This window comes from Caballeronia arvi (assembly GCF_001544695.2).
Taxonomy (GTDB): Bacteria; Pseudomonadota; Gammaproteobacteria; order Burkholderiales; family Burkholderiaceae; genus Caballeronia; species Caballeronia arvi.
Map to the genome: position 1 here is coordinate 273,508 of NZ_FCOM02000001.1, position 26,544 is coordinate 300,051.

Genomic DNA, 26,544 nt, shown 5'->3' on the forward strand with positions numbered 1-26,544 from the left:
GCGAAATGTCTTGCCTACAATCGGCGCCTTTCATGAACGACCGGAAGTGCGCTTGTCGACGCGCGATTCGATTCAGGACTGGCTCGCCACCGATGGCCTCGCGTGGCTGCATCTCGCGAAGACGCTCTTCGCCGCCTTCATCGCGATGGGTATTGCGATGCGCTTCGAGCTGCCGCAGCCGCGCGTCGCGATGACGACGACCTTCGTGCTGATGCAGCCGTTCGCCGGCATGGTGCTCGCGAAGAGCGTCTATCGGTTCGCGGGCACGGCGCTGGGCATGCTGGCCGCGCTCGTGCTGGGCGCCGTGTTCGTGCAGCAGACCGAGCTCTATGTGCTCGCGCTCACGGCATGGGTCGCGGCTTGCATCGCGCTCGCGGTGCGTCATCGACAGTTCCGCTGGTATGGCTTCGTGCTCGCCGGCTACACGGCTGCGTTGATCGGCATTCCCGCCGTCACCGATCCCAATGGACTGCTGATCGCGACGCTCTCGCGTGGCGCGGAGGTCATGCTCGGCATCGTGTGCTCGAGCGTCGTGAGCGCCCTCGTGTTTCCGCGTCACGCCAGCGCGACGCTCGCGCAAACGCTCGCACGGCGTCAGGCGCGTTTCGCTTCGTTCGCCGCGGACGTGCTGCGCGGGCGTCTTTCGCGCATTGCGCGTGAGCGCCGTTTCGCCGATTTCGTCGATGAGATCGTCGGCTTCGAAGCGACGCGCGGCTTCGCAGCGTACGAGTCGCCCGCGATGCGGTCCGGGCATCGCGGGCTCGCGGGACTGAACAGCGCGTTCATGGATGCCTGCGCGCGCTTGCATGCGCTCGATCAATCGATGAAGCGCGCGTCCATCGCACGCGATGCGCTTGCACCTTTCCTCGAAGAACTCGCGCGCATCTTCGAGCACGATGCGCTCGACGTGCATCTCCGCGAATACAAGGCGACGTTAGCGACGCGCCTCGACTTCACGACATCGGCGGAACTGCTGTATCGCTTCGTCGACGATACGCTCCGCTATGTGTCGATATCGATCGGCGAGCCGTCGAACGAACGCATGGCTTCGCGTTATGAAGCGAAGACCAGTCGCTTCGTGATCGCGGCGACCTTCGTGCGAACGGGCATCGTGATCGCCGCGACCGCGTGGTTCTGGATCGTCACCGCGTGGCCGAGCGGCGGTCATGCCGTGATCGGCGCGACGCTCGCGTGCGGGTTGTCGTCGGCATCGGCGCGGCCGTCGAAGTTCATCGCGCAGATGACGATGGGCGCTGCCATCGCGATCGTCACGGGTTATCTGTTTCTGTGCCACGTCTACCCGGCGATCGACGGCTTCACGCTCCTGTGCGCGATGCTCGCGCCACCGCTTGCCGCAGGCGCGTTCCTCGCGATGCGCCCCGCTTCCGCCGGCTACGGCATCGGCTTTTGCGTGTTCTTCTGTCTGCTCGCTGCGCCCGACAACCGCATCGTCTACGATCCGGACCTTCTGCTGAACAACGGCCTCGCGATTATCGTCGCGATGCTGGCCGCGGCCATTGCGTGCGCGGTCGTCGTGCCGCCGCGCACGCAATGGCTCGTCGGCAGGACGCTCGCGCAACTGCGCGCGATGGCCGCGCTCGCCTGCGAAGGCAAGCTCGCGGGACTCGGCGAGCGCTTTCATTCGGGCACGCACGATCTGATGTCGCAGTTGCGCGGCTTGCTCGTGCGGCGCTCGCGCGAACATCGTCATGCGCTTTCGTGGATGCTCGTCACGCTCGAAGTCGGACAGGCGATGATCGATCTGCGTCACGAAGCGAGAACGTTGAACGTGCAGCGCTTTCCCGATGCCCTGCGCATCGCGTGGAGCACATCGTTTGCACGCGTTTTGCGTGATATCGCCGTGCTGTTTCGACAGCCGGACAGCGGGACGCTGCGCCGCGCGATCTCGTCGGTGGTGGCGTCGATCATCGTCGCGGAAAGCATGCTCGATGAAGGTCACGACGTTCGACGCGTGCTCGCGTACCTGCATGTCGTGCGCAGCGCGCTCGTCGATCCCGATGCGCCTTTCGATGCGCGTCATCGCTGAACGCATCTTTCGCCGATCTGCAAATGTGCCTTCCTGGCGCGGCGATTTATCCGCGCCGATGCGCGACTTATAGTCGTAACGACGCGCTCAAATGTCGCAGCGTATCGAGCCATACAACGCATCGAAGTAGATAAAGCGCAACGTTGCGCGGCATTGGAACAATGTCTTGCACCTTGCGGCTCATCAGGCGATACGCGCTACCTATAATCGCCGCCCGACTGGATCGAAGGAAGTTCGTGGAGATGTCGATGTACGAAGACCGTATTCGCTATGCCGCCTTGCGCGGAAAAATCACTTCTGCCGCGGCTGCGGCGCAACTCGTGCGCGACGGCATGATCGTCGGTATGAGCGGCTTCACGCGCGCCGGCGACGCGAAGGCCGTGCCGCTCGAAATCGCGCGCCGCGCACGCGAGGAGAACGAACCGCTGCGCATCACGCTCATGACGGGCGCATCGCTCGGACATGACACCGATCGCCTTCTCACCGAAGCGGGCGCGCTCGCACGCCGCCTGCCGTTTCAGGTCGATACGACCTTGCGCCGCGCGATCAATCGCGGCGACGTGATGTTCGTCGATCAACACCTGTCCGAGACCGTCGAACTGCTGCGCGCGAACCGGCTCGGCAAGCTCGATCTCGCGATCATCGAAGCGGCGGCGATCACCGAGACGGGCGGTATCGTGCCGACCACATCGGTCGGCAATTCCGCGAGCTTCGCGATCCTCGCCGAACGCGTGATCGTCGAGATCAATCTCGCGCAGCCGGCGGCGCTCGAAGGCTTGCACGACATCTGGATTCCAGAGCGCCGGCCACAGCGCGACCCGCTCCCGATCGTCGGGCCGCACGACAGGATCGGCGCGGCGTCGATCGAGATTCCCATCGATAAGATTGCCGCGATCGTCATCACGAATACGCCGGACAGCGCGTCGACCGTCTTGCCAGCAGATCACGACACCGCGCTCATCGCCGGTCATCTGATCGAGTTCTTTCAGCACGAAGTATCGCGTGGGCGCTTACCCAAGCAGTTGCCGCCCTTGCAGGCCGGCATCGGCACGATTGCGAACGCGGTGCTGTCGGGATTCGCGGCGTCGCCGTTCGAAGCGCTGACGATCTATTCCGAAGTGCTTCAGGACTCAACCTTCGATCTGCTCGATTCCGGCAAGGCGATGTTCGCATCGGGCGCGTCGATTACGCTGTCCGCGCAACGGCAAGAAAAGGTGTTCAGCGAGATCGAGCGCTATCGCGACCGCCTCGTGCTGCGGCCGCAGGAAGTGAGCAATCATCCCGAGGTGATTCGCCGCCTCGGTCTCATCGCGATCAATACGGCGCTCGAAGCCGACATCTACGGCAACGTGAATTCGACGCATGTCGGCGGCACGCACATGATGAACGGCATCGGCGGCTCGGGCGATTTCGCGCGCAATGCCGCCTACGCGGTGTTCGCGACGAAGTCCGTCGCAAAGGACGGCCGCATTTCGAGCATCGTGCCGATGGTGCCGCATTGCGATCACAACGAGCACGATGTCGATATTGTCGTGACCGAGCGCGGGCTCGCGAATCTCACGGGCCTCGCGCCGCGTGAACGCGCGATGAGCGTGATTCAGAACTGCGCGCATCCGCTGTATCGCGATCTCTTGCGCGACTATTACCGCGATGCAGCAGCGCTCGGCGGGCACACGCCGCATCGTCTGGATCAGGCGTTTTCGTTCCACACGCGCTTTGCCGCCACCGGTTCGATGCTGCCCTGAAGCGCTCTCGCACGCGCCATGCTGCATCGCAATAGCGAATGGCGCGCGCGAACGAAGCCGCTTCGCGGCAATCGGGCGCACAATGGCGGGAGCCCGCTTGGGCTGGCGAACAGGAGGAGCACCATGACCGCCATCACCTGGGTTCTTGCCGCCGACGGCAGCCGCGCGCGCATCTTCGAGACGCACGGATTGAAGCTGGATCTGCGGCAGGTCGAGGACCTCAGGAACCCGGCGCCGCGTGCGGCGGATACGGCGGACAAGGATCGCGAGAAGTTCGCTCGAACCGTAGCCGATTTTCTCGAACGCAGCCGCGCGCAATCACGATTCGATCGCTTGCGTCTTGCCGTCGAACCAAAGTTTCTCGGCGTGCTGCGCCAGCATCTCAGCAGTGAAACACGCAAGCTCGTCTATGAAGAAGTCGACAACGACGTGTCGAACATGGACACGCGCGATCTCGGCCGTCATCTCGACCGGCCCTGAATCATTCTTGAAAGCGCGCCGCTTCCCCCGCGAGAAACGGCGCGCCGCACACTACGCCGCGGGCATGATGTTCTGATTGCTGCGGAACAGATTGTCCGGATCGTAGCGACGCTTCACTTCGGCGAGCCGCTCGTAGTTCGGGCCATACGCCGCCTTCACCCGATCGCCTTCCTCACCCGTCATGAAGTTCACATAGACGCTTCCGATGGCGTGCGGCGTCATCGCGGCGAACATGTCGCGCGCCCACTTCGTGCATTTCTCGTCGTCGGCGGCATCGCTCCAGCGGCCGTGAATGTTGATCGTATAGATGGAATCGCGATTCGCGTACGCGGTTGCATCGACGGGCACACGGTTCGTCTGCCCGCCCATCGCGCCGATGAAGACTTCGCACTGCGTCGACGGAAGCGACTTCACTGCATTCGTCAGGATATCGAACGTTTCGTCGTTGAGGCTCGCGAAGTTATGCGACTTCCAGTAGTTGCGCTCGCCGGGCGTGAGCAGCGGATCGAACGCCTTCTGCCATGCGGCGAAGGGCATCGCCCCGAGATGCTCGCCGTAGGGTGTGCCGAAGCTGCGCACCGGCGCGAGCGCCTTCTCGCCGTTCTCGACCGGCCCGACATAGCAGCTCGCGAGCACGACGACCGGCTTGCCATGCGCGTCTTCGGGCAGGAACGGCAGCGGCGGCGCGAGGCGCAGCACGGCCCACACGGTCAGCTCGTCGGGACTCTGCGCGACGAACTCGCGATACTTCGGCAGCACCTGGTCTGCCTGCTCCAGCGGAAACACGACGAGGCCGCCATAGATTTGCGGCCCGACTTCATGCAGCTGATATTCGAACAGCGTGACGACGCCGAAGTTGCCGCCGCCGCCGCGCAATGCCCAGAAGAGATCCGGTTCGCTCTCCGCGCTCACACGCCGCCATTGGCCGTCCGCCGTGACGATTTCCGCTGCGACGAGATTGTCGACGGTCACGCCGAACTTGCGGCTGATCCAGCCGAAGCCGCCGCCGAGCGTGAGACCCGCGACGCCTGTGGTCGAATTGATGCCGAGCGGCGTTGCGAGGCCGAACGCCTGCGCTTCGTGATCGAAATCGGAAAGCAGCGCGCCGGGTTCGACGTACGCGCGCTTCGCTTCGGGATCGACGCGCACGGATTTCATCGCGGAGAGATCGATCATCAATGCGTCGTCGCTGACCGCGCTGCCCGCGATGTTATGGGAGCCGCCGCGAATCGATACCAGCATGCCGTTGCCGCGTGCGAACGCGAGTGCGGCGATGACATCGGCGGCGCCTGCGCAGCGCACGATGAGCGCCGGACGCCGGTCGATGGTCGCGTTCCAGACCTTGCGTGCTTCGTCGTAGTCGGTGTCCGACGGTGAGATGATCTTGCCTCTCACCGACGCCTTGAGGGTATCGATCGCTTCGCCTGAAATCTTGCTCATTGTGAGACCTCGCTGCTGAATGAAGCGCTGCGACGTGCCCGACCCTGCCAGATGGTACGGCGAAAGCGCAAGGAGCCCGTCGTCGGATCACGCGTGGCGATTTGATCGGATGCACACAGGGGACCGCGATGACGGGGAAGAATTGCGACGAGCGGACGCTTCGGTCCGCTCAGTGATTTAATGCCGCGGTTTACGCAATGTAAAGAGGTTGGGCAGTCAAATCGTGCACCGGATCTAGCATGTATCGGACAAAGTTTCCGATTGCGGTGTTATCGCATTGAGTGCTTCATTCGTTCATTGGTATTCCTGATTTAATGTCCGTGATTTAAGGAAATCACGGCTTAAAAAAACGCGCCGAGGGAGCGGCGCGTTTCGGGTTTGGTTTGATTCGGTTCGTTCGCGTCAGGCCCGCTCCAGCACCGCCATTTCCCGCACGACGACCAGCAGCATCGACAAGCTCGCACCGCCGCTCGCGCGCAACTCGGCGAGAAGGCGCGTATACCGGTCGAGCGCCGCCTCCCGCTTCGCGCGCCAACTTTCGACGATCACATCCGCCGAATCGATGCCGCGGGATTGCTCGAGCGCGCTCACCGTCAGCGCGCGCTTCAACCGCGCCAGTTCTTCCAGCGCCGCGGCACGCGCGAGCAGATCCCAGTGCGTCGAGATCGGCAGTGCCATTGCCCGTTCGGCGATGCCGCGATAGTCGAGCAAGGTGCCGATGCCGAAGTACACGCTCGCGACGAGCTCCAGACTGCGCTCCGAGCACGCCGCCACTTCTGCGCTGTCGAGCACCGCGGTCGCGATTTCGCCGCTTGCCACCCGCGCCGCGAGACCGCTTTCGACGCCCGCATCTTCCAGTTCGCGCCGGCGCGCATACCACGCGTCGAGCTGCGTCGCGGGCAGCAACGCCGGCAATTGCGGCGCGAGCCGTTGCGCCGCCTCGCGGCAGCGCGCGAGCAGACCCCGCGCCTCGGCCGTGCCGGTGCCGTTGTGCTTCAGATGGCGCAGGAACCACAGCGACGTATCGTCGAGCAGACGCACGACTTCGACGAACATGCGCGCCTGCACTTCGTCCGCGACGATATTGTCGAGCCCGTCGATGCTGCGCCAGAGATCGTCGAGATCGAAGACATCGCGCGACATCAGCGCCGCGCGCACGATATCGCTCGGGCGCCCATCGGTCTCTTCCATCAGACGATGCACGAACGTGCAGCCCACGCGATTCACGAGCGCATTGGTCAGATGCGTCGCGAGGATTTCGCGCTTCAGCGGATGGCGCTGCATCGTCTCGCTGTAGCGTTGCTGCAAGGGCTTCGGGAAATAATCGGGCAGCATGTCGGCGACGAGCGCATCCTCCGGCACATCCGATTCGAGCAGTTCGTCGTACAGCCACATCTTGCCGTAGGCGAGCAGCACCGCGCGCTCCGGCGACGTGAGCCCCGACTTCGCCGCCGCGCGCTCGGCGATGTCATCGTCGTTCGGCAAGAATTCGATGCGGCGCTTCAGACGCCCCGCGCGTTCGAGGTAGCGCATCATGCGCGCTTCGGCATCGAGCGTTTCGGCCTCGTGGCGCTTCGCGATCGACAGCGCCTGCGTCTGCGCGTAGTTGTCCTTCAGCACGAGCAGGCCGACTTCATCGGTCATCTCGGCGAGCAGCGCGTTGCGCTGCTTCTCGGTCATCTCGCCATCCGCGACGACGAGTCCGAGCAGAATCTTGATATTGACTTCGTGATCCGAGCAATCGACGCCCGCGGAGTTGTCGATCGCATCCGTGTTGATGCGCCCGCCATGCTGCGCGAACTCGATGCGCCCGAGTTGCGTCAGGCCGAGATTGCCGCCTTCCGCGACCACTTTCACGCGCAGCTCCGCGCCGTTCACACGCACGGCGTCGTTGGTGCGGTCGCCGACCTGCAGATGCGTCTCCGCGCTCGACTTCACATACGTGCCCACGCCGCCGTTGTACAGCAGATCCGCTTCGGCGAGCAGAATCGCGCGGATCAGCTCGTTCGGTGCGAGCACCGAAGCGCTGATGCCGAGCGCCGCCTGCACCTGCGGCGAGATCGGAATGGACTTCGCCGTGCGCGGATAGACGCCGCCGCCCGTCGAGATCAGCGAGGCGTCGTAATCGGCCCAGCTGGAGCGCGGCAGCGCGAACAGGCGCGCGCGTTCCTCGAAGCTGGCCGCCGTATCGGGCGTCGGATCGAGAAACACATGCCGGTGATCGAACGCTGCGATCAGCCTGATATGGCGCGACAGCAGCATGCCGTTGCCGAACACGTCGCCGGACATGTCGCCGACACCGACCACGGTGAAATCCGTCGTCTGAGTATCGAAGTTCATCTCGCGGAAATGGCGCTTTACCGATTCCCACGCGCCGCGCGCCGTGATGCCCATCTTCTTGTGGTCGTAGCCGACCGAGCCGCCGGACGCGAACGCGTCGTCGAGCCAGAAGCCGTATTCCTGAGAGATGGCGTTCGCGTAGTCGGAGAACGTGGCCGTGCCCTTGTCGGCGGCAACGACGAGATACGGATCGTCCGGATCGTGACGCACGACATCGGGCGGCGGCACGATGCCATCGGCCGTGCGGTTGTCGGTCACATCGAGCAGGCCGCGCAGGAACATTTGATAGCACGCGACGCCTTCCGCGAGAAACGCCTCACGATCGGTCACCGGCGGCGGATTCTTCACGACGAAGCCGCCCTTCGATCCGACCGGCACGATCACCGTGTTCTTGACCATCTGCGCCTTCATCAGACCAAGCACTTCGGTGCGGAAATCCTCACGACGATCCGACCAGCGCAGCCCGCCGCGCGCGACGCGCCCGCCGCGCAGGTGCACGCCCTCGACGCGCGGCGCGTAGACCCAGATCTCGAACATCGGCTTGGGCTCGGGCAGGCCCGGCACCTTCGACGGATCGAGCTTGAACGACACATACGGACGCGGCTGGCCGCCTGCATCGCGATGAAAGTGGTTCGTGCGCACGGTCGCCGTGATGACGCCGAGGAACTGGCGCAGGATGCGGTCTTCGTCGAGATTGGGCACCTGATCGAGCGCCGCTTCGATATCAGCGAGCACGCGTTCGGCCGTCTGCTCCCGATCCTGCGCCGAGCCGCCGCGAGCCGGATCGAAGCGCACCATGAAAAGCTGCAGCAGCTTTTTCGCGATCTGCGGATTGCCGATCAGCGCGCGTTCGATATACGCATCGCTGAAGGTCGATCCCACTTGCCGCAGATACTTCGCGTACGCGCGCATGATCGTCACGTCGCGCGAGCCGAACTGCGCGCGCAGCACGAGACGGTTGAAGTCGTCGTTCTCGATTTCGCCCGACCACACGGCCGCGAATGCGTTCTCGAAGAGCGGCTTCACGCGGTCGATATCGAACTCGACATCGTCCTGCAACTCGAGCCCGAAATCGTGAATCCACGCGTTCGGCGCGCCCGTCGGCTCGATCAGATACGGCCGCTCTTCATCGACGCGCACGCCGAGATGTTCGAGCATCGGCAGGCTGTGTGACAACGCGATCGGATCGCCCGCGCGATACACCTTGAAGCGGAACGCGCGTCTGCCCGCTTCGATCGGCCGATAGAGACTCATCGACAAACCGCCCGGCCGCGTGTGCGTCGCCTCGATCAGTTCGATGTCGCGCACCGCCGTGCGCGCCGGATAGTCCTCGCGATAGCCCGCCGGGAACGAATCCGCGTAACGCTGCAGGAGACGGTTGCCCGCTTCCTCGCCGTGACTGTCGATGAGCGCATCGGCGAGATCGTCCTGCCAGCGGCGCGCGACCTGCACGATGCGCGTTTCGAGCTCGCGCGTATCGACTTCGGGCATCGCGCCGCGATCCGCGCGCACCACGATATGAATGCGCGCGAGCGGCGACTCGGAAAGCAGCGGCGTGAACTCGATGCTCTTGCCGTTGAACGCTTCCATCAGCACTTTGCTGATGCGGCGGCGCAGGTCGGTGTTGAACTTGTCGCGCGGCACGAACACGAGGCACGACACGAAGCGGTCGAAGCGGTCGCGCCGCACGAAAAGCCGCGTGCGTTGATGTTCCTGCAAACGCAGCACGCCGAGCGCGATTTCGAAGAGCGCGTCTTCATCGGCCTGAAAAAGCTCGTCGCGCGGATACTGCTCCAGCACCGAGATGAGCGACTTCGCCAGATGCCCCTTCTCCAGAAAGCCCGCGCGCCGCACGATGTTCGCGCACTTGCGCCGCACGATCGGAATCTCGGAGGTCGGCACGAGATACGCGGTCGACGTGTACAGGCCGAGAAAGCGCCGCTCACCGATCACCTTGCCGTCCGGCGACGTGCGCTTCACACCGACGTAGTCGAGATAGCCCGGCCGATGCACCGTCGCGCGCGAATTCGCTTTTGTCAGAAAGATGGGCGCCGCGCCCTCGATGATCGCGGCCGCGCCCGGCGGCAGCGGTGTCACGTCGCCGGCGGAAGGCGCGCGCAAGGTCTCGCGCAGAATGCCCAGACCCGAACCCGGCACGCCGCGCAGCGCGAAGCCGCCTTCGTGCTCGACGAGTTCGTAATCGCGGCAGCCGAGGAACGTGAAGTGGTCCGCGACCATCCATTCGAGGAACGCGCGGGACTCGATGCCGTCGGGCGTCGTGTCGCGCATTTTCAGATCGCCGATCGCGATGCGCGCCGCGTCGGTGACCTTGGGCCAGTCTTCGACCGCCGCGCGCACGTCGCCGAGCACGCGCGCGATGTTCTCGCGCACTTCATCGAGACGTTCGCCGTCGCTGCAGCGGTCCACTTCGAAATGGATGAAGGATTCGAGCTCGGAGTTGCCGTCGCCCGCCTCGGCGTGCCCCTGACCGATGCGCTCGATCTCGCCCGCATGCGCGCCCTTGCTTGCGCGCCACACGCGAAACACCGGATGGATCGCCGAATGCAGCGCCAGCCCTAAGCGGTTCAGTTCCATCGTCACGGAATCGACGAGAAACGGCATGTCGTCGTTGACGATTTCGACGACCGTGTGATCCGAATGCCAGCCGTGCTGCTCCAGATTCGGGTTGTAGACCCGCAGCACCTCGCGCCCGCCCGCGAACTTCTGCGCCGTCTGCCAGTGCGCCATCGCGGCGCCGTAGAGATCGGCGACATCGCGGCTCGCGATATCTTCGACGTCGACCTGCTCGTAGTAATAGCGAAGAAGCGGCTCGATGACCTTGAAGGTCGCTTCCGGCAGACGTCCTCGCGCGAATTCGAGGAGATCGTTGATGAGGTGTTCGACCCGCGCTTCGTTCTTGACCAGCATGGTGTCCTCCGATGCCTTCGGTTGCGATGCGGTTGCGGAACGCTCTTCGAAACAGGGAGATTATGCGCCGGACAGGGCATTTGGCCGCGCGTCGGGCATGTGCACCTGCACAACGGCGGTGCGCGCATGTCGATCGCATGTCGATGTAAGGTAGCCGCGCCGCGTGACCTTTGCGCGACACGCGCGATCGGCTATTGTCGATGGACGTCCGACAGGAGAACGCCATGCAGGAAACGGAACAGAGGGTCGTCACCGTGCGGCCGCAGCAGGAGATCGCGGCGGCGGTTCAGCGTCTGCCGTATTTCATCGGGTTGTCGGCTCAGACGGCGGGTACGCGCGGCCTGTCGATGCATCTCGTCGTCGTGCCGCCGGGCGGGCAGGCCGAGCCGCACATCCACGTCGGCTACGAAACGGGCATCTATATTCTGGAAGGACGCATCGAGACGCGCTATGGGGCGGGACTCGCGGAATCGGTCATCAACGAGCCGGGCGACTTCGTCTTCATTCCGCCCGGCGTGCCGCATCAGCCGGTCAATCTGAGCGCGACGGAACCGGCCCGCGCCGTGATCGCGCGCAACGACGCCAACGAGGCCGACCGCGTGATTCCGTACGATCCGGCGGAAGCGTCGCGGGTTTAGTAGCCGGTCGCGCCGCCCATCGGCAAATCGACGTAGCCTGTGTCGGAGAAACGCGCGCCGCCGAGCATGCCGCCCGCGAGCTTGCCGCGCACGGCGTACGACACTTTGTTGACGGTGTCGCCGGTCGCGAAGCCGAACGCCTGGCGCGCGACCGAAAACGCCGATACCGTCACCGGCACGGACACGACCGCTTCGCCGAAACGCGGCACCGAGCCGCGCTGATCGCTCACGCCGCTCGCGAACGGGCGGCCGTTGAGGTCGAGATCGAGTGCGACGCCATCGAAGTCGATCGGCGCGTCGTTCGGATTCTGCACGCGCAGCTTCACTACGAAGCGCATCTCCAGACCCTGGCCTTCGAGCGGCTCGATGCCCGCGACCGTCACGCGCATCGCGTCGCGGTTGAAGAAGCCCGCGCAGCCGTTGAGCGCGAGCATCGTAAAGAGTGCGGCGAAGAACAGGACGAAACGACGCTTCGATTGATGTGATTGCATGAGTACGGAACTCCTCGCGATGTCGAGCTAGATGCGCAGCGCGTTCAGCAGCATGCGGCCATAGGCATGATGAAACCAGACATCGTCGACGACGAAAAGCGCCGCACCCCACGCTCCCGCCACGATGATGAGGTCGCAATGCCCGCTCGTCCACAGATTGAGCGAATGACGCGACGCGATCCACGGCACGCCGAGCGGATTCGGCCAGTCCGCAAGAAGATGCATGAGGCCGCCGCATGCGAAGCCGAACGCGACCGGCGCCAAGGGATGCCGCCCGAGAAAGTGATACGAAAGCGCGAGCAGCGCGGTCCAGCCGATGCCCCAGTGCGTGAGCGTGCGATGTGTGATCCACAGCCGGCGTGCCCGCGTCCACCACGCGACTTCGAGCCAGTCCGGCGCGGTGGCGCCGGCCACACCCGCGAGCAGCGCGAGCACGCCGGCGAGCAGATCCACGTGCGCCGATGTGACCGGATGCGTGACGACCGCCGCCGCGATGATGCCGGCCGCCCATCCGGTCGCGTGATGCGCCTTGCTCGATGCCATGAAAGCCGCCCTTGTCGCCCTTGCCAGAAAGCGCGCATGTTCGCACGGCGCCCGCAATCGGGGCCGGGCTGAAACATAAACTTACGGAATTGCGCCCGGAGAAACACGGTTGTGATCACAACGGCGGCGAGGTGGCGCGCCGTTGACTAAAATGTTTCCTAGATTGCTGCGCAATTCACGCTGCGGACGCTTTTCCATGCGCCCCACGCCCGCCTGCGCATTCAGGCATTGAAACGTATTCCTTTGAAACTCGCCGTCATGCAACACCTGAAATACCTGAGCGCCTACCCGAACACGCTACAGGACAAGGTGCGCCGATTGATCGCTCAGCAACAACTGGGCGCGTATCTCGACGCGCGCTATCCGAGCAAACACGCGGTGCAGTCCGACCGCGCGCTCTACGACTATTGCTCAGACCTGAAGCAGGAATTCCTGCGCGTGGCGCCTGCCATCGACAAGGTCTTCTACGACAGCAAGCTCGACGTTCTGCGTCATGCGCTCGGCCTGCATACGGCGATTTCGCGCGTGCAGGGCGCGAAGCTCAAGGCGAAAAAGGAAATCCGCATTGCGTCGCTTTTCAAGGACACGGCGCCGGAGTTCCTTCGGATGATCGTCGTGCATGAACTCGCGCATCTGAAGGAGAGCGATCACAACAAGGCGTTTTATCGGCTCTGCGAGCTGATGCAGCCGGGCTACCATCAGATCGAATTCGATCTTCGGCTCTATCTCACGCATCGCGATCTGCTGCGCACGAAGGCGGCGTGATCGTCGTTGCGCTGCATCAAAATGACCACGCGAGCGCGGCGGCGTAACCGGGAGGCGCTGGGAGCGAAACGGCGTCGAATGCGCCGGCTGTTCGCGTGACCGTGTAGCGCTTGCCATCGCGCGGCAGTACCGAAAAACCGGTCAGCGTGATCGCTCCGCCGCCGATGCCGTCGCCGTGCGCCTTCAATACCGCTTCTTTCGCCGTCCAGCAGTCGAAGAATCCGCCGATGCGGGCGGCTTCGGGCATCGCTTCGATTTCGCTGCGGTCGGTGTCGGCGAGCACGGCGGGTGCGAGTTCGCGCCATTGGTATGACGGCGGCGCTTCCTCGATATCGACACCCACGCGCCTTGTCCGCGATATTGCGATCAGTCCGTAAGCGCCCGAATGCGAGACGTTGAAATCCGGCGCGTTCGGCTGCGCGAGAAACGGCCTGCCCTTTTCGTTGGCGTTCAGCACGAGGCTTGCGGCATCGCCGTTCGTCTCGACGGCCAGCAGATGACGTAGCGTGCAACGCATCGTGGCGAAGCGGACGGCGTCCGCGTGGCGCAGGAAACGCGCGGCGCGTGCGCGTTCGCTATCGGCGAGCGCCGCATAGGGCGCGCCGTCGATTGGCGTTGTCAGGTCCAGTTCGACCAGCCAGACGCGCACGGCGGCGGGGGCGTCGGCGGGGAGCGGGATCGGGTGTATGTCGAACGGGAGGATCGGTTCAGTCATTTGGGGCGCACTGTGCCACCGCGTGGGCAGAGGGGAATGAATATACACCGGGGGCAATCAGATACGGCGCGGCCGGAGCGGTGTTGTACGTGTACAGGCCGGTCATCGGCAGCTTCATGTTCGGAATGCCGCCCGTTGCGCCGCGCAGCGCGTTTGAGGTGCGCTCGACTGGCGGCTCACTGCCTGCGCCTGACTGCCGTCGATGCCCTGCCTCGTGCCGCCCTGACCAGCGATCATGCCCTTTCGCGTGCCGTCGGCGCTGCCGCCGGTCACAGCCGAGCCGATCACGGTCTGTCCCTGGCGATCGATCGAATTGATGTTGCCTGATCAACCCCACATACAACAAACCCAGCGCGAAGGCTGGGTTTGTTGTATGGACTAGCAGGTCTTAAAACGCTCAATCAAGTTTTTACATGCCTGTGGCGCAAATGAACTTGCCCATTCTTCGCTTTGCTTGAACTCAGGCTCCAAACGTGCAAGTGCCTCCGCCGACCACTGCGATCGCTGTTCCTTGAGTGGTAGATGATCCGTTTCTGATCGGATAACCACGAAGACGTCGAGATCAGGATCACGGTCACCAAGTCTGCTCAATACTCCCCTCATGGCCAGCACTTGCGCCGCCCCCTCAAGAAACGACAGATCGCCATCCAACATAGCCTGAGCAACGGTGACTAGTCGCTGACGCGCCAAGATTTCTTCCTCGTTCATCTTGCCTAGATACTCAATTCTTGGGGATAGATTTGGGTTCCACAACTTGGCCAGTCACAGCATTCCGATACGCATGAATCTCATACTGCGTGCCATCTGCAGCGGTATAACTCGAACTACTGACTTTACTCCAGTCGCCGGGCTGACCACCATATTCCGACACTAACCGCGGAACATCACGCAAAGGAACACCTGTACTGCCGCCTGCAATACTGATGCCCTTTCCTGTCGCCAAATCAGAAAGCTGTTGCTGACTCGCCAGTGACTTGTTGAGGTTAAGGCCATTTACAGCATTCGCTTTTCCGTCCGAGTCAACGCGCCAACTGGAAGCCGCACCGTCGCCGGACCTCGATACCCTCATCAAGCTTGCCGATGCGCTCAACGTGACTCTTGATGAACTTTCCGGGCGTGCGGTCGCAGCCAGCGAACCCACCGTGCATAACCCCAAGTTGCACGCGCTGCTAAAGGAAGTGGATGCCTTGCCCGACGAGGATCAGCAAGCCCTCGTCATCTTGATGGACAGTCTCGTCAAGCGCGCCAAGGTCAACCGCGTCATGAGTAACTGAAGGAGAAGTACCGCGTAAACGAAGCGCGGGCCGAGAGTGCTACCAACACTCTCGGCCCGCTGACCACAACCAACTCACTCAAGGAGTTGACTATGGCTGACGCCAATCTTAAAAGCATTGACCGCTCAACACGAGCGATACATCAAGATCCAAGAAGCCGAGCGCGAGCGGCCTTTCTCGCTGCGCCCAAACAAGACACCGCCGCCGCTCTATCCGTGGATCAGGCTCGCCGGACGGTGGCTCGAACAGGCAGGATTTGAAGCCGGACAGCAAGTGAGAGTCGAAGTCCAACACGGCAAGCTCATCATTACGCCTGCCTGACCAACACCCACAAACAACGAACCCAGCCGATGGCTGGGTTTGTTGTTTTAACTTACTGCGGGTTACTTGCTAATTCTTTGACTCCATCTTCCAGCATGGCCTTGAATTCGTGCAGATCGAAGTGCCATGCGCCATTGTTAGCCGCCGGATAGATCTCGATCTCATAATCTCGACCTGGCTCCTTCGATATTTCTGCAACCTGTCTGCTCTCGTGCCAGATTTCGTAGATGAGATTTTCTCTATCCGTCACACTCGCAATCTGTGCTTTCAGCGATTTCATTTGTTCGGCTCCAAGAAACCAATAAACTTTCCGTCTGCCCCGTATCGAACCCCGCGTCCGTCAGAGGCTCGGACATCAATGACATCTCCGTAACGTCCACGGTTCGATTGTTCAACAGTGCGTCCGGGGTCATTCAGAATTTCATTCACGATCTTTTGTCCTTGCTCGTTGATAGCAGCCGGATTGCCTTTTGCAGGAGGGAATGCACTGTCCTCTCGACTTCCGTGTTTCTGCAATCCTCGTCCCGCAGCACTCAACTCGCCCGACCTATCGGACGAGTCTGGCATTTTCGCTGCGTCTGACAGATCGTTAATGCTCTTTCCGCCGAACGACTGATCGTCATTCCCATTATTCAGAATCGCATTACTGGGCACATTCGGCTTCTTCGGCACCGCACCCGCCGTAGAATCCGCCAGCACCGTCCCCGGATTCGCCATCGGCGGTTCTCCACCCTTCGCGCCAATCACGGTTTGGATACCATTCGCCGTGCCTTGCGCAATCAGATCAGAAGGACGCTCCGAAGCCTTCGCCTGAGCATCGGCGTTCATCTGCCCTGTTGCCTGACTGACCCAGCGTTTGACGTCGCCAACCGGGTCGTTGTACGTGTCTTTGACCCAATCGACTACACCATTAATTGCCCGATCGACCAGCGTGCCCTGACTGCCCTTGCACCCCCCTACATTCGTGCAATGCACCTGGTCGTTATACAGGTTCGCCGCCGATCCCGTCGCCGCGCCTGACGATCCACCTGCCAATGCACCCGCACCTGTCGCCAACACGTTGCCAAGAATGTTCCCCAACGCACGATCCGCGTCCGCGTTACCCGTCGGACTCGCGCCGGTAATTGCGTTGCTGACGTCGTTCACATAACCCGCAGCAGCGGCCGACACCCCAGCTCCGGCTGCACCCCCTGCAACATTGCCACCACCCAGCCCCGCTACGGCCGCACCGCCCGCAATGTGCATCGCAATCCGGAATGAACCTCCGGTATCCCAGCGCGGATCGCTCGTCTCCTTGAACTTCGAATCCGCATAATTCCCAATCTGCGTGGCCACCGTCTGCGCAACGATCGCCGCCGCCTGCTGCGTGCTCGCCTGCTGATTCAACAGATTGTTCAGATCCGGCAGCTTGCTCACCGTCCCGTTAAGGTCCGTCGTATCCCGATTCAGACTCGCAATATCCTGCTTCTGATTCGCGCCGTCCGTAATCGTGATCGTGCCCGCACTGATCCCGCTCCTCGTGCTCGCCGTCTCGTTGCCGCTCTCGTTTTGCGGCAGCATCGGCGAGATGCCTCCGCCGTTGGAGAGCGACGTCACCCCGTTGGCCTTCGCACTGTCCGACGCACCCATCGAGCCGCCCGCACTGAAACCGCTGCTGCTCGCGTCGTAGCTCGACGCATTCGCGATATCACTGAACGTCAACGTCCCGGTCGTCAGGCTGTTTTTCGACGCATCCGCATCACTCGCGATATACGCGCCCTTCAGATCCGTATTCCCCTTCACGTTGATATCGAACCCGCCTTTTCCTGCACGAATCCCCGACTGTTCCTCCACACCCGCATAGTCGCCCGACGCATTCCCGTTCTGCGAACTGAAGCTCGCACTGCCTCCGCCCTGACTGATGCTCACCCCCGCACTCTGACTCTCCTGATGCGCCACACTGTGGCTCGTGTCCTGAATCGATTCGATGTTCAAATCGCCACCGATCAGCGCCGACACCTTCCCGCCATCCACCGTCGCGCCTTTGATGTTCGTGTCGCCGCCCGACACGATGCTCACGCTCTCCGAGCCCTTGATGTGCGTATTGTTCTGCGCTGCCGAGTCCGAATTCGCGTTGCCGTGCGCACGGCTGCCCGACGCCGAGATCCCAAAGCCCTGCGTGCCATACGACACGCCAATACTGCCGCTGCTCGATTCGTTCGTGCTGCGCGTGCTGTCCGTATCCGCCGAGCTCACCAAATTGACCTGATTCTTCGCGGCGAGTATCACATCGCTTGCATTCACGTTCGATCCCGCGATCGTCACGCTCCCGCTGCCCGGCGTGCCATTGCCCGTCGCGACGAACGCCGCCGTGCCGCCCGCGGTGATGTTCGAGCCGTTGCGCTGCGTGCTGTCCTCCGTGAAGGTCGACTTGCTGCTCGATGAACCCACGCTCAGCTCGATCTTCGCATCCGGCCCCTGACCTTGCATCATCGGACTCGCACCGTTGATGAGGCTGCCGGCCGCAGCGAGCGTGTGCAACGTATCCACCCGTGCATTGCCCGAACCGCTTTCGGCCGCCCGCGCCTGCTGGCTGGCCGTCTGAATCGCATCGATCACCGAGGATTTGATCGCGAGCGTCACGCCCGAACTATGCGTCTCGTGCGTCTCGTCGTGATGACGATCGGTCTGCGAAGCATCGATGACGACGTCTGCACCCGTGCCCGTCACGTTGCCTGCAGCAACGATGTCCGATCCCGTCACATGCAGCGTGTTACCCGCCTGCATCGTCACGTTGCCCGACGTGCTACCGATCAGGCTGCCGCGAGCGGTCCTGTCCGCGTCGTTGATCGTGTCTTTGGTATCGACCGTGCCATACGAGATACCGACACCGCCCGACGATCCCAGGCCCGTCTTCCTCTCTTCGTGGAAGTGACTCGACTCGCTCGTGTCCTGCGTGGCGTCGATACGGAGGTTATTTCCCGCCTCCAGCGACACATCGTGCGTCGCCGCGACCGTCGAACCGGAGATCGTCATGTCTCGGCCCGCTGAGCCTGTCACCGTATCGCCCGAAACGGTCGAACCTTGAGCGATGACCTGATGCGAGCTGCTCGTGTCGTTCGTCGTAGTCTTCGACAGGGCGCCCGAACTCTCGCTATGCGACCAGCCCTGCGCATCATGCGTTTCGCTCACGCTGCCGATCGTCACATCGCCCGTCGAGATCAGCGCGACCTCGCCCTTGTCGGCGCTCACCTCCGAGCCGAGGACCACGAGATTGCCGCTGCCGTGCTGACCCGCGGCCAAGGTCACATTACCGCCCGCGCTCACGCTCGAACCGTTCACCTGCTCGTCGTAGCTCGAATTGGCGTGCTGACTCTGGCTGTTGCTCAACGACTGCTCGCTGTACGTGCGCGTATTCTTCGACGCCGTGACCGTCAGATCGCCGCCCGCGATCATCCCCGCATCGCCACCGGCCGAGAGGGTCGAGCCAGTCAGCGTGGTGTCGCGCCCGGACAGCGTCATCGCCTTGCCGCCGGCGACGATCGCGCTGCCGAGCTCCTGCGTCACCGTATCGTGCCGGAAGTCCTGTCCGCCATGTCCCGACGAGTCCTTGGTGGACGTCAGCGTCGTCGTGCCAACGTTCAGATCGCGCCCCGCCGCAATGCCAAGATCGCCCTCCGATTGCGCCAGCGCACCCGCGAAATTCACGTCACGGCCCGCGATGATCCTCGCCCGGTCCGTCGCCGAGATCGTGCCAATGGCATCCACACCCGTGCCCGTCGTGACGCCCGAGAACGAACGATCCGTGAACGACGTCGACACGCCATACGTGCGCGTCTCGTTGATGACATCGCGCCCCGCCTGCACCAGCACATCGCTACCGCCGATGCGCCCGCTCGTGTTGCGCACGTCCTGCACCGCGGTCACCGTCGTCATGCCGCCGCTGCCGATCACGCCGCTATTGACGATGTTATTGCCGATGATCGTCGTCGCCAGATTGCTCGTCACATGGCCGCTGTTGGTCACGTTGCCGCTCGCGTTCAGGTTCACGTTGTTACCGGCGACCAGCGCGCCGCTGTGTGTCAGATCCACCGCATTTGCTTGCGCCAGATACACGGTCGGCACGAGAACCGTTTGATGCGAACCATCGGGCAAGGTCACGTCCTGCTCGACGAGCCACACCATATCGGTGGTCAACTGCTGCATCTGCGCAGGCGTGAGCGCCACGCCCGGCGTCAGATCGAATCGCTTCGCAAAGGCCACGCCGTTGTTCATCAGCGCGGTGTACTCGTCCATCGCATCGGTATAGCCGTTGAGAAACGTACGGCCCGTCAGTTGCGTGATCTGATTGCGAATGAGTTGTTGCTCATACACCCCGTCGCCCAGCCGCTTGATGGTCTTCGACGGGTCCAGGTCCAGCGCCTTGAGCATGTAGTCGCTGCTGATGAACTGCGCGTATTGCGTCAGACGTGGATTGGTGGCGATCAGATACGTCGCGCCCGGCGCGCTGTTGTACGTGTACAGGCCGTTGACCGGCAGCTTCAGGTTCGGGATGCCGCCCGTGGCGCCGCCCACCGTTTGCGGCGCGCTCGATTGGCCGCTCACGGCCTGCGCCTGATGGCCGTCGACGCCCGACGCCGTGCCGCCCTGACCGGCGATCATGCCGGTTTGCGTGCCGTCGGCGCTGCCGCCTGTCACGCCCGACCCGATCACGGTCTGTCCTTGCCGATCGATCGAGTTGATGCTGATGCTCGCCGCGTTCGTCTGCACATTCTGATTCGACGATGCGATCGCCGGCAGCGCATCGACCGTGGTCGTCGTCGACGTGATGCCGTCGAATTTGCCGTCCAGTCGGGGTTCGGTCGTATCGCTGCTGCCGCCGGACTTCTGGTGCCAGTAGTAGATCGAGCTCGTCGTCTGATCGATCTTCTGCTGCAACACCACGCCGGTATCGCTGATGCTACCGCCCGTCGCCCGACGCACCAAATCGCCGCCCGCGGCCATCGTCGACATATCGTTATCGATACTCCCGCCATCCGCGTTCATGCGGATCGCGCCTTGCGCCTGAATCGTCGCGGCATTGCCCGCGCTCACCACCCGGTCGGTCGTGGTCGTGGTCTGCGTCGTGCGCGACATCTCCACGTAGTCGTGGTTGTCGATGTCCCAGCGCACCTGGTCCGCGTCCGGGCGCATCTGCGTGTTTGGATCGAAGTCCGGCCAGAACGTGATCGACACCGTGCCGTCGCCGTTGTCGGTGAGGCTGTTGTACCACTGTGTCGGGTTATTGGTGACCACACGGCTAGTCTGCTGAAGCGTCGGCAGGCCGGTCTTCGGGTCGATGACACGGCGCTGCGTGGTGTCTTCCACAGGCACGGTCAATGAAAACGTCTGCGCGCTCGCATCGACGTTCGTCACCTGATCCTTCGGCACCGTCACGGTAATGGGTTGCGCCAGACCGTGCACCGTCTGATCGGAAATGGCGCCGTTGCTCCAGTTCCATTGCGGGAATGCGCTGCTGTGATACGTCGCAAGTTCGTCTCCGGACAAGCCCGCAGTCCACAAGGTCAGCGTGGTCGACCCCGCATCCTGGGGCGTGCCGGCTTCTGTGACCACGCCCGTGCGAAGGTTTTGCACTGAACGCGCCGCGATATCGATATCGCCGCCCGCCTCGATGGTCGCCGCGCTGTTGATGAGCGTGTTCGTTTGATTCGCGAGCATGCCCGACGCATCGCGCGTGCCGTCTTTGGCGATTTGCAGATCGCCCAGGCTGTAGATGAGCGCCCCGTCCGCGTTCGTCACCGAATTGGCCGCGTACAGATGCACGCTGTTCGCGCCCGCGATCGCCGCGGCCGCGCCGGTGTTCTGAATGTCGTTGGCGTTCAACTCGACATCGTTGCCGATGATCGTCCCGGTGTTGGCGAGCGTTGCGCTGTGCGTGCTCACCGTATCGCCTTCGATGCGCCCGGCGTTGCTGAGCACGTTCGCTGCGTTGACGGTCGTGTTCGACGAGTTGATGTCGCCGCTCGCGGCATTGACAACATCCTGCGCGCCAACCGTCAATGCGCCGCCGGCGCCGAGCGTACCCGTGTTGGTGAGCGTGCCGGTGGCGCTCAGACTCATATCGCCGTCGGCGTGCAAGTTATTCGCGGCGTCGTTCGTATAGTCGCCGATCACCGCGAGCCCGAGATTGCGCCCCGCGATCATCGCGCCGTCGCCGGACACGACGCCGCTCACGCTCACGTCGCGATTGGCGCGGATCGAGCCGTTCGCGTTCGAGAGCGAGGCGACATTGCTAGACACGTCAAGCCCGCCGAGGATCGCGCCACCGTCGTTGATGACCGTCGCACTCGCCTGACCGACATTGAGCGCCGTCCCGCCGAAGAGCGTACCGCCCGCGTTGTTCACGCTTTGCGCGATGTTCAGGTTCGCTGCGCCGCCCGCCACGAGGTTCGCGCCCGCATCGTTCTCCAGCGTCTGCGCGTTCACCGTGACATCGCCGTTGCCGCCGAGCGTGCCGCCGGTATTCGTCACATCCGATGCGGCGACCGTCGTGGCGCCATCGCCCGCGTTGGTCAGCTTGCCGCCAGTGTTATCGATGCGCGCGGCCGTGACGTTCGTCGTGCCGTGCGTGCCGTTGGCACTGACGGTGCCTTGCGCGTTGGTGAGCGTGCCGCCTGCGCTAATGGACAGATCGCCCGCGGTTTGCGCCGAGCCGCCCGTGTTGTCGATATCGCCTTGTGTTGCGACGCTCAGACCGTCGCCGCCATAGACCGAGCCGCCCCGGTTCGCGATGCCCGACGCCGCATTCACCTGCGCCGCCTGCATCGCCAGCAGCGTGCCCGACGTGTTGTCCAGGCTCGCGCCATCAACGACGAGCGCGCCGTTGGTCTGCACGTTGCCCGCCGCGTTCGAGATTGCCGCCGTCGCGTTCAGCGCCAGCGTGCCGGAACCGGCGTGCTGGATTTTGCCGCTGTCGTTCGTCACGCTTTGCGCTTCGAGCTTCAGACTATTGGCGTTCGACGTAATCGCTCCGCCGGTGCTGTCGAGCACGCCGCCTGCATGAATCGTTTGATCGCTTGCACCGTACTGCGTGATCTTGCCGCCGCGATTGACCAGATCGCCCGGCGTCGAGACCGCGAGCGCGTCGCCTTCGATGTCGCCGTTCGTGTTGTCGATCGACGCGCCTGAAACGGTCGTGACCGCGCCCGACAGCGTACCGCCGGTATTGTCGAGCGCGCCCGGCGTCGTTGCAGTGAGCGCGCCGCCTGCGGTGATGCTGCCCGCGTGATTGTCGATGCGCTGCGCGTTGACGGTCGCGTTGCCAGCCGCATTGAGCCCGCCTTGATTGGCGAGTGTGGCAGCGTTCAGATCGAGCGCGCCGTTCGTGCCGATGGTGCCGCCCGCGCCGTTCAGCACGGCACCCGTCGTCGTGACGCTCAAGCCGTCCGCGTTGAGCGACACGATGCGCCCGCCGGTGTTATCGAGCGATGCGCTGCTGATGTCCGCGCGTCGTGCCGCCTGGATCGTGCCTCGCGCGTTGGAGAGCGCGAGCGCCGCCTGAAGCGCGAGCGCGCCATTGGTGACGATCTGCCCGGCTGCGTTCGACAGCACACCCTTCGAGTCGACCACCAGCGCGCCCGTGCCGGCGTGCTGCATCGAGCCGCTGTCGTTCGTGATGCTTTGCGCGCGCACGTTCAGATTGTTGGCGTTCGATGCGATGGCGCCGCCCGTGTTATCGAGCGCGCCGCCCGCGATGATCGTCTGATCGTTCGCACCGTACTGCGTGAGCTTGCCGCCGCGATTGACGAGCGCGCCGGGCGTCGAAACCGCGAGCGTATCGCCGTTGATGTCGCCATTCGTGTTGTCGATGGACGCTGCCGATACCGTCGTCGTCGCGCCTGACAGCGTGCCGGACGTGTTATCGAGCGCACCGCTCGACGTTGCGTTGAGCGCGCCGCCTGCGGTAATGCTACCCGCGTGGTTATCGATGCGCTGCGCGCGCACCGTGGCATCGCCTGCCGCCGTCAGTTGTCCTTGGTTCGACAGCGTGCTCGCCGCCACGCCGAGCGCCCCATTCGTACCGATGGTGCCGCCCGCGCCGTTCACCAGCGCGCCGGTCGTCGTGACATTCAGACCGTCCGCATTGAGCGACACGACGCGTCCGCTCGTGTTGTCGAGCGAGCTCGCCTGGATGCTCTCGCGACCCGCGGCCTGCATCGTGCCGCCGCGGTTGTTCAACGTGCCGCGCGTGTTCACATCGAGCGTCGACTGTGAAACCAGTTGGCCGTTCGCGTTCGAAACATTGCCCGCGTTGATATGCATCGCCCCGCCGCTCGATGCCTTGCCCTGATCGTTCGTGAGCGTGCCGGTCGCGTTCGCGGCAAGCGCGCCACCTGCCGTCGTGCTTGCGCCCGACAGGTTCATGTCGCCGCTCGTCGCATCGAGCGACAACGTGCCGTTGGCCGATGTATTGCTGCCCGCAAGATTGACCGACGTACCCTGAATCGTCGTATTGCCGCCGCCTTCGTTGCGCCCGGTTGCCGACACCGCGCCGCTCGACAGCACATTGAGCTCGCCCGTATTGGCGATCGTGCCATCGCTGTTCACGCCCGCGCCGAGCGTGCCCGCCGACGCGACGCTGCCTGCGTTGACCGTCGTATTGTTCTGCGCGGCCAGCACGCCCGTGTTCGTCAACGCGCCCGAACTCGTCGCAATGACGTCGCGTTGCGCGTAGGTCGTGCCGCTGTTCGTGATGCCATCGCGCGCCGATGCGCTGATCGAACCCGAAGCGTTGGTCGTGCCCGCGAGCACGAGCTGGCCGTTGGATTGGAGCGTCAGGTCGCCGGCTTGCGCCGCGAGCACGCCCCTGGTGGAGACCCCGACGCCATATTCGTTCGACGACAGGAAGATGCGATTCGCATACATTCCGCCGAGTTGGCTGACGTCGATCGCGGCAGAAGGCGCGGGACCATTGCCGGCGACAGGCTTCGCGTCGAGCGAATCGTGGTCGATACTATTTACGCCCGCGATAACGTTGAGGCTCTTGGCGTAGACGGCGGCATTCACCTGAATCGCGCGCGCAAGCAGGTCGACCTGATCGACGTTCGTCGCGTTGAGGCCCGCGCCCTGCACGGTGATGTTGCCGCCATTGACCGAGAATCCGGCGAGACTGCCGTTCGGCCCGAAGTTCGGCGTTCCCGTGGTGAGAATCGCACGCGACGTGTTGATGAAACCACCGCCATCGACAACCAGGCCGTTCGGATTCGCGATGATGACTTCCGAGCGAGGCCCCGCCACTTCCAGATATCCGCGCAATTGCGACGGTGAATTCGACATCACCTGATTCACAATCACCCGTGCTTCCTGACCCGGCGTCAGGTTCGCGTTGCCATTGATGTAACCGGCCTGTTGCGTTTGCGTGATGGTGGGTGAGTTATTCAGGATCGCGCCCTGACGCTGGACGTCGAATTGTGAATAAGTGTTCACGGATACGCCAGCACCGGACGGACGGGCGATATCGACTTGCGGCAATCCGTTTTGCGTCTGAATCACTTTGGCGCCGGAACCGGGCGCGGCGACGATCTGTGCAACGGCAAACGTCGAGGCGGTTCGGAGCAGCAGCATGGCGATCCACGCCAATACGCTCACTGCCGTCGAGAAATTCGAGATGGAAAGTGCGCCATGTGCCCGACGCGCTCCGCGTGCAGCACCGCCGCCCTGAGCGATCGCAAAATCAGCCACGGCGATAAGCATGTTGCGCACACGGCTGAAGACCAATTTATAGAAATTCTTGTTCATTACCTGATTTTGAAAATTGCACGACCACTTCGTCGGCATGCTGTGCCGGAGAGCAGGGAATTTTCGGATGCGGTAACGATTGGTAAGCGTCGGAATATTCCGAAATTGGAACGCAAAGGGCTTCGGGTCAATGAAAAATGCCAAAAGCGGCGGCGTGCGAATGACATACGCCACGATCGATATGCATCACTAATCATCCAGATCACGGAAAAACGCGACCGTGTGCGGTCCTTTCAGCGATGATCCGGATGCAGCAACAGCCGCGGCACTCCCGCGCGGTCGACATACACCACGGCGTTTTGCGCGAACGCGGTCATGAGCACATCGGCGGTGTCGGGCGTTGCGCCGAGCACGAAAAGGCTCGCTTCGGCAATCCAGACATTCATCGGATCGACGCCTGCGCCCGGCAATGCGCGCAGTCCCAACGCCCCGACATATTCGACCAGACTACGCAGTCGCCGCGCGTTCTCGTCAGGTGCGAGCACCTCGCCGAACGGATTGAACGCCGTGACGAACACCGCGCTCGCCACTTCGCGGTGCGCGAGCAAGGACACGACCGCCGCATTCGCGACGCCGACTTTCATGTCGATGTCCGGCCGTCCATCGACGCCATCGATCCGATAGATCGCCGCGCGATACGCATCGAGCGTCGCGGCGGTCAAGTCGTGTCGGTGCCGAAGCACGATCGGCTGGCCGTGCGGCGTACTGCGCGCGGCCTCGTCCCACTCGACGCGCCGGTGCGCGAGCATAGCCTCGCTCACGCAGCCCTTCTCCGCGCTGAGGCGCTCCAGCGCGCTCAGCCAGTGCGCGTAGTAGGTATCGCCGTGATCGGGGTCGCCGGATGCCTGCGCGTCGGCGATCGCGATGCTCAGCGCGTGCGCCCATTCCTTCCACGTGAAGACGCCGCGCTCGTGCAACGCGAGCGTCATCGCGAATACCTGCGCTTCCCAGGGCGCGCGAAACACGGGGCCGTCGTCGTCAAAAGGCAGTTCGGGCAGCGCGGCGCGCAGTGCATGCAGCTTCGGTTCGTCGGAAGTCAT

The 26,544-nt window shown here is 63.4% G+C and carries 18 protein-coding genes; 8 read left to right on the top strand and 10 right to left on the bottom strand.

Features of this window, described 5'->3' with window-relative positions; translation table 11 throughout:
* Positions 1-52 precede the first annotated feature (52 nt).
* The 3 genes from AWB74_RS01225 (at position 53) to AWB74_RS01235 (ending at position 4,272) form a co-directional block, all read left to right on the top strand.
* Positions 53-2,047 carry an FUSC family protein gene (locus AWB74_RS01225; protein ID WP_087038777.1) on the top strand — a complete coding sequence of 665 codons (1,995 nt, stop codon included), beginning with the start codon at positions 53-55 and terminating at the stop codon, positions 2,045-2,047.
* Between the two features lie 248 nt (positions 2,048-2,295).
* Complete coding sequence (locus AWB74_RS01230) at positions 2,296-3,792, top strand: acetyl-CoA hydrolase/transferase family protein (RefSeq protein ID WP_061145248.1); 1,497 nt, start codon at positions 2,296-2,298, stop codon at positions 3,790-3,792.
* Positions 3,793-3,915: 123 nt separating this feature from the next.
* Complete coding sequence (locus AWB74_RS01235; RefSeq protein WP_061145249.1) at positions 3,916-4,272, top strand: host attachment protein; 357 nt, start codon at positions 3,916-3,918, stop codon at positions 4,270-4,272.
* A 51-nt stretch (positions 4,273-4,323) separates the two neighbouring features.
* On the opposite strand, the gene AWB74_RS01240 is transcribed toward AWB74_RS01235, so the two are convergent.
* Together AWB74_RS01240 and AWB74_RS01245 are read right to left on the bottom strand one after the other, a co-directional pair.
* Positions 4,324-5,712 carry an FAD-binding oxidoreductase gene (locus tag AWB74_RS01240; RefSeq protein WP_061144943.1) on the bottom strand — a complete coding sequence of 463 codons (1,389 nt, stop codon included), beginning with the start codon at positions 5,710-5,712 and terminating at the stop codon, positions 4,324-4,326.
* 402 nt (positions 5,713-6,114) lie between these two features.
* Positions 6,115-10,980 (bottom strand): NAD-glutamate dehydrogenase, encoded by a 4,866-nt coding sequence (locus tag AWB74_RS01245; protein WP_061144944.1) that lies wholly within the window; start codon positions 10,978-10,980, stop codon positions 6,115-6,117.
* 224 nt (positions 10,981-11,204) lie between these two features.
* Here AWB74_RS01245 and AWB74_RS01250 point away from each other — a divergent pair, with 224 nt between their 5' ends.
* Positions 11,205-11,618, top strand: a complete 414-nt coding sequence (locus tag AWB74_RS01250) for a cupin domain-containing protein (RefSeq protein ID WP_061145250.1) — start codon at positions 11,205-11,207, stop codon at positions 11,616-11,618.
* Here AWB74_RS01250 and AWB74_RS01255 read toward each other — a convergent pair.
* Complete coding sequence (locus AWB74_RS01255) at positions 11,615-12,109, bottom strand: LEA type 2 family protein (protein ID WP_061144945.1); 495 nt, start codon at positions 12,107-12,109, stop codon at positions 11,615-11,617. The two genes, AWB74_RS01250 and AWB74_RS01255, sit on opposite strands and share 4 nt — an antisense overlap.
* 27 nt (positions 12,110-12,136) lie before the next feature.
* Positions 12,137-12,652, bottom strand: coding sequence for a metal-dependent hydrolase (locus tag AWB74_RS01260; RefSeq protein WP_061144946.1), 516 nt, complete (start codon positions 12,650-12,652; stop codon positions 12,137-12,139).
* Between the two features lie 258 nt (positions 12,653-12,910).
* On the opposite strand from AWB74_RS01260, the gene AWB74_RS01265 reads away from it, so the two are divergent.
* Positions 12,911-13,417: a M48 metallopeptidase family protein gene (locus AWB74_RS01265; RefSeq protein ID WP_061145251.1), complete on the top strand. Its 507-nt coding sequence runs from the start codon at positions 12,911-12,913 to the stop codon at positions 13,415-13,417.
* Between the two features lie 16 nt (positions 13,418-13,433).
* On the opposite strand, the gene AWB74_RS01270 is transcribed toward AWB74_RS01265, so the two are convergent.
* The 3 genes from AWB74_RS01270 to AWB74_RS01275 all read right to left on the bottom strand — a co-directional run bounded on the left by AWB74_RS01270 (position 13,434) and on the right by AWB74_RS01275 (position 14,840).
* Complete coding sequence (locus tag AWB74_RS01270) at positions 13,434-14,132, bottom strand: 4'-phosphopantetheinyl transferase family protein (protein ID WP_061144947.1); 699 nt, start codon at positions 14,130-14,132, stop codon at positions 13,434-13,436.
* Between the two features lie 114 nt (positions 14,133-14,246).
* On the bottom strand, positions 14,247-14,420 hold the full coding sequence (locus tag AWB74_RS46330) for a hypothetical protein (RefSeq protein WP_160110223.1): 174 nt from the start codon (positions 14,418-14,420) through the stop codon (positions 14,247-14,249).
* A 90-nt stretch (positions 14,421-14,510) separates the two neighbouring features.
* Positions 14,511-14,840 carry a DUF2489 domain-containing protein gene (locus AWB74_RS01275; RefSeq protein WP_061144948.1) on the bottom strand — a complete coding sequence of 110 codons (330 nt, stop codon included), beginning with the start codon at positions 14,838-14,840 and terminating at the stop codon, positions 14,511-14,513.
* A 266-nt stretch (positions 14,841-15,106) separates the two neighbouring features.
* Here AWB74_RS01275 and AWB74_RS45480 point away from each other — a divergent pair, with 266 nt between their 5' ends.
* Positions 15,107-15,406 (top strand): helix-turn-helix domain-containing protein, encoded by a 300-nt coding sequence (locus AWB74_RS45480; protein WP_061144949.1) that lies wholly within the window; start codon positions 15,107-15,109, stop codon positions 15,404-15,406.
* Positions 15,407-15,523: 117 nt separating this feature from the next.
* Entirely contained in the window at positions 15,524-15,727 is a 204-nt protein-coding gene (locus AWB74_RS01290) for a SymE family type I addiction module toxin (RefSeq protein WP_235024451.1), read from the top strand.
* A 52-nt stretch (positions 15,728-15,779) separates the two neighbouring features.
* Here the strand turns inward: AWB74_RS01290 and AWB74_RS01295 are convergent, their stop codons facing one another.
* Together AWB74_RS01295 and AWB74_RS01300 are read right to left on the bottom strand one after the other, a co-directional pair.
* The gene (locus AWB74_RS01295) at positions 15,780-16,007 is read right to left on the bottom strand and encodes a hypothetical protein (protein WP_061144950.1); all 228 of its coding nucleotides are present in this window, start codon (positions 16,005-16,007) and stop codon (positions 15,780-15,782) included.
* A complete protein-coding gene (locus AWB74_RS01300; protein WP_087038781.1) occupies positions 16,004-25,504 on the bottom strand; it encodes a hemagglutinin repeat-containing protein in 9,501 nt (3,166 codons plus the stop codon). The genes AWB74_RS01295 and AWB74_RS01300 overlap by 4 nt, the downstream gene beginning before the upstream one ends.
* Here AWB74_RS01300 and AWB74_RS46805 point away from each other — a divergent pair.
* Positions 25,388-25,747, top strand: a complete 360-nt coding sequence (locus AWB74_RS46805; protein WP_200821915.1) for a hypothetical protein — start codon at positions 25,388-25,390, stop codon at positions 25,745-25,747. The two genes, AWB74_RS01300 and AWB74_RS46805, sit on opposite strands and share 117 nt — an antisense overlap.
* Here the strand turns inward: AWB74_RS46805 and AWB74_RS01305 are convergent.
* Complete coding sequence (locus AWB74_RS01305) at positions 25,738-26,544, bottom strand: nitrile hydratase accessory protein (RefSeq protein WP_061145252.1); 807 nt, start codon at positions 26,542-26,544, stop codon at positions 25,738-25,740. The genes AWB74_RS46805 and AWB74_RS01305 overlap by 10 nt on opposite strands.

Coding starts and splice junctions, on each gene's coding strand:
- AWB74_RS01230 (WP_061145248.1), top strand. CDS start 2,296: ATGTACGAAGACCGTATTCGCTATGCCGCCTTGCGCGGAAAAATCACT.
- AWB74_RS01235 (WP_061145249.1), top strand. CDS start 3,916: ATGACCGCCATCACCTGGGTTCTTGCCGCCGACGGCAGCCGCGCGCGC.
- AWB74_RS01240 (WP_061144943.1), bottom strand. CDS start 5,712: ATGAGCAAGATTTCAGGCGAAGCGATCGATACCCTCAAGGCGTCGGTG.
- AWB74_RS01245 (WP_061144944.1), bottom strand. CDS start 10,980: ATGCTGGTCAAGAACGAAGCGCGGGTCGAACACCTCATCAACGATCTC.
- AWB74_RS01250 (WP_061145250.1), top strand. CDS start 11,205: ATGCAGGAAACGGAACAGAGGGTCGTCACCGTGCGGCCGCAGCAGGAG.
- AWB74_RS01255 (WP_061144945.1), bottom strand. CDS start 12,109: ATGCAATCACATCAATCGAAGCGTCGTTTCGTCCTGTTCTTCGCCGCA.
- AWB74_RS01260 (WP_061144946.1), bottom strand. CDS start 12,652: ATGGCATCGAGCAAGGCGCATCACGCGACCGGATGGGCGGCCGGCATC.
- AWB74_RS01265 (WP_061145251.1), top strand. CDS start 12,911: ATGCAACACCTGAAATACCTGAGCGCCTACCCGAACACGCTACAGGAC.
- AWB74_RS01270 (WP_061144947.1), bottom strand. CDS start 14,132: ATGACTGAACCGATCCTCCCGTTCGACATACACCCGATCCCGCTCCCC.
- AWB74_RS01275 (WP_061144948.1), bottom strand. CDS start 14,840: ATGAACGAGGAAGAAATCTTGGCGCGTCAGCGACTAGTCACCGTTGCT.
- AWB74_RS01295 (WP_061144950.1), bottom strand. CDS start 16,007: ATGAAATCGCTGAAAGCACAGATTGCGAGTGTGACGGATAGAGAAAAT.
- AWB74_RS46805 (WP_200821915.1), top strand. CDS start 25,388: ATGTGCCCGACGCGCTCCGCGTGCAGCACCGCCGCCCTGAGCGATCGC.
- AWB74_RS01300 (WP_087038781.1), bottom strand. CDS start 25,504: ATGAACAAGAATTTCTATAAATTGGTCTTCAGCCGTGTGCGCAACATG.
- AWB74_RS01305 (WP_061145252.1), bottom strand. CDS start 26,544: ATGACTTCCGACGAACCGAAGCTGCATGCACTGCGCGCCGCGCTGCCC.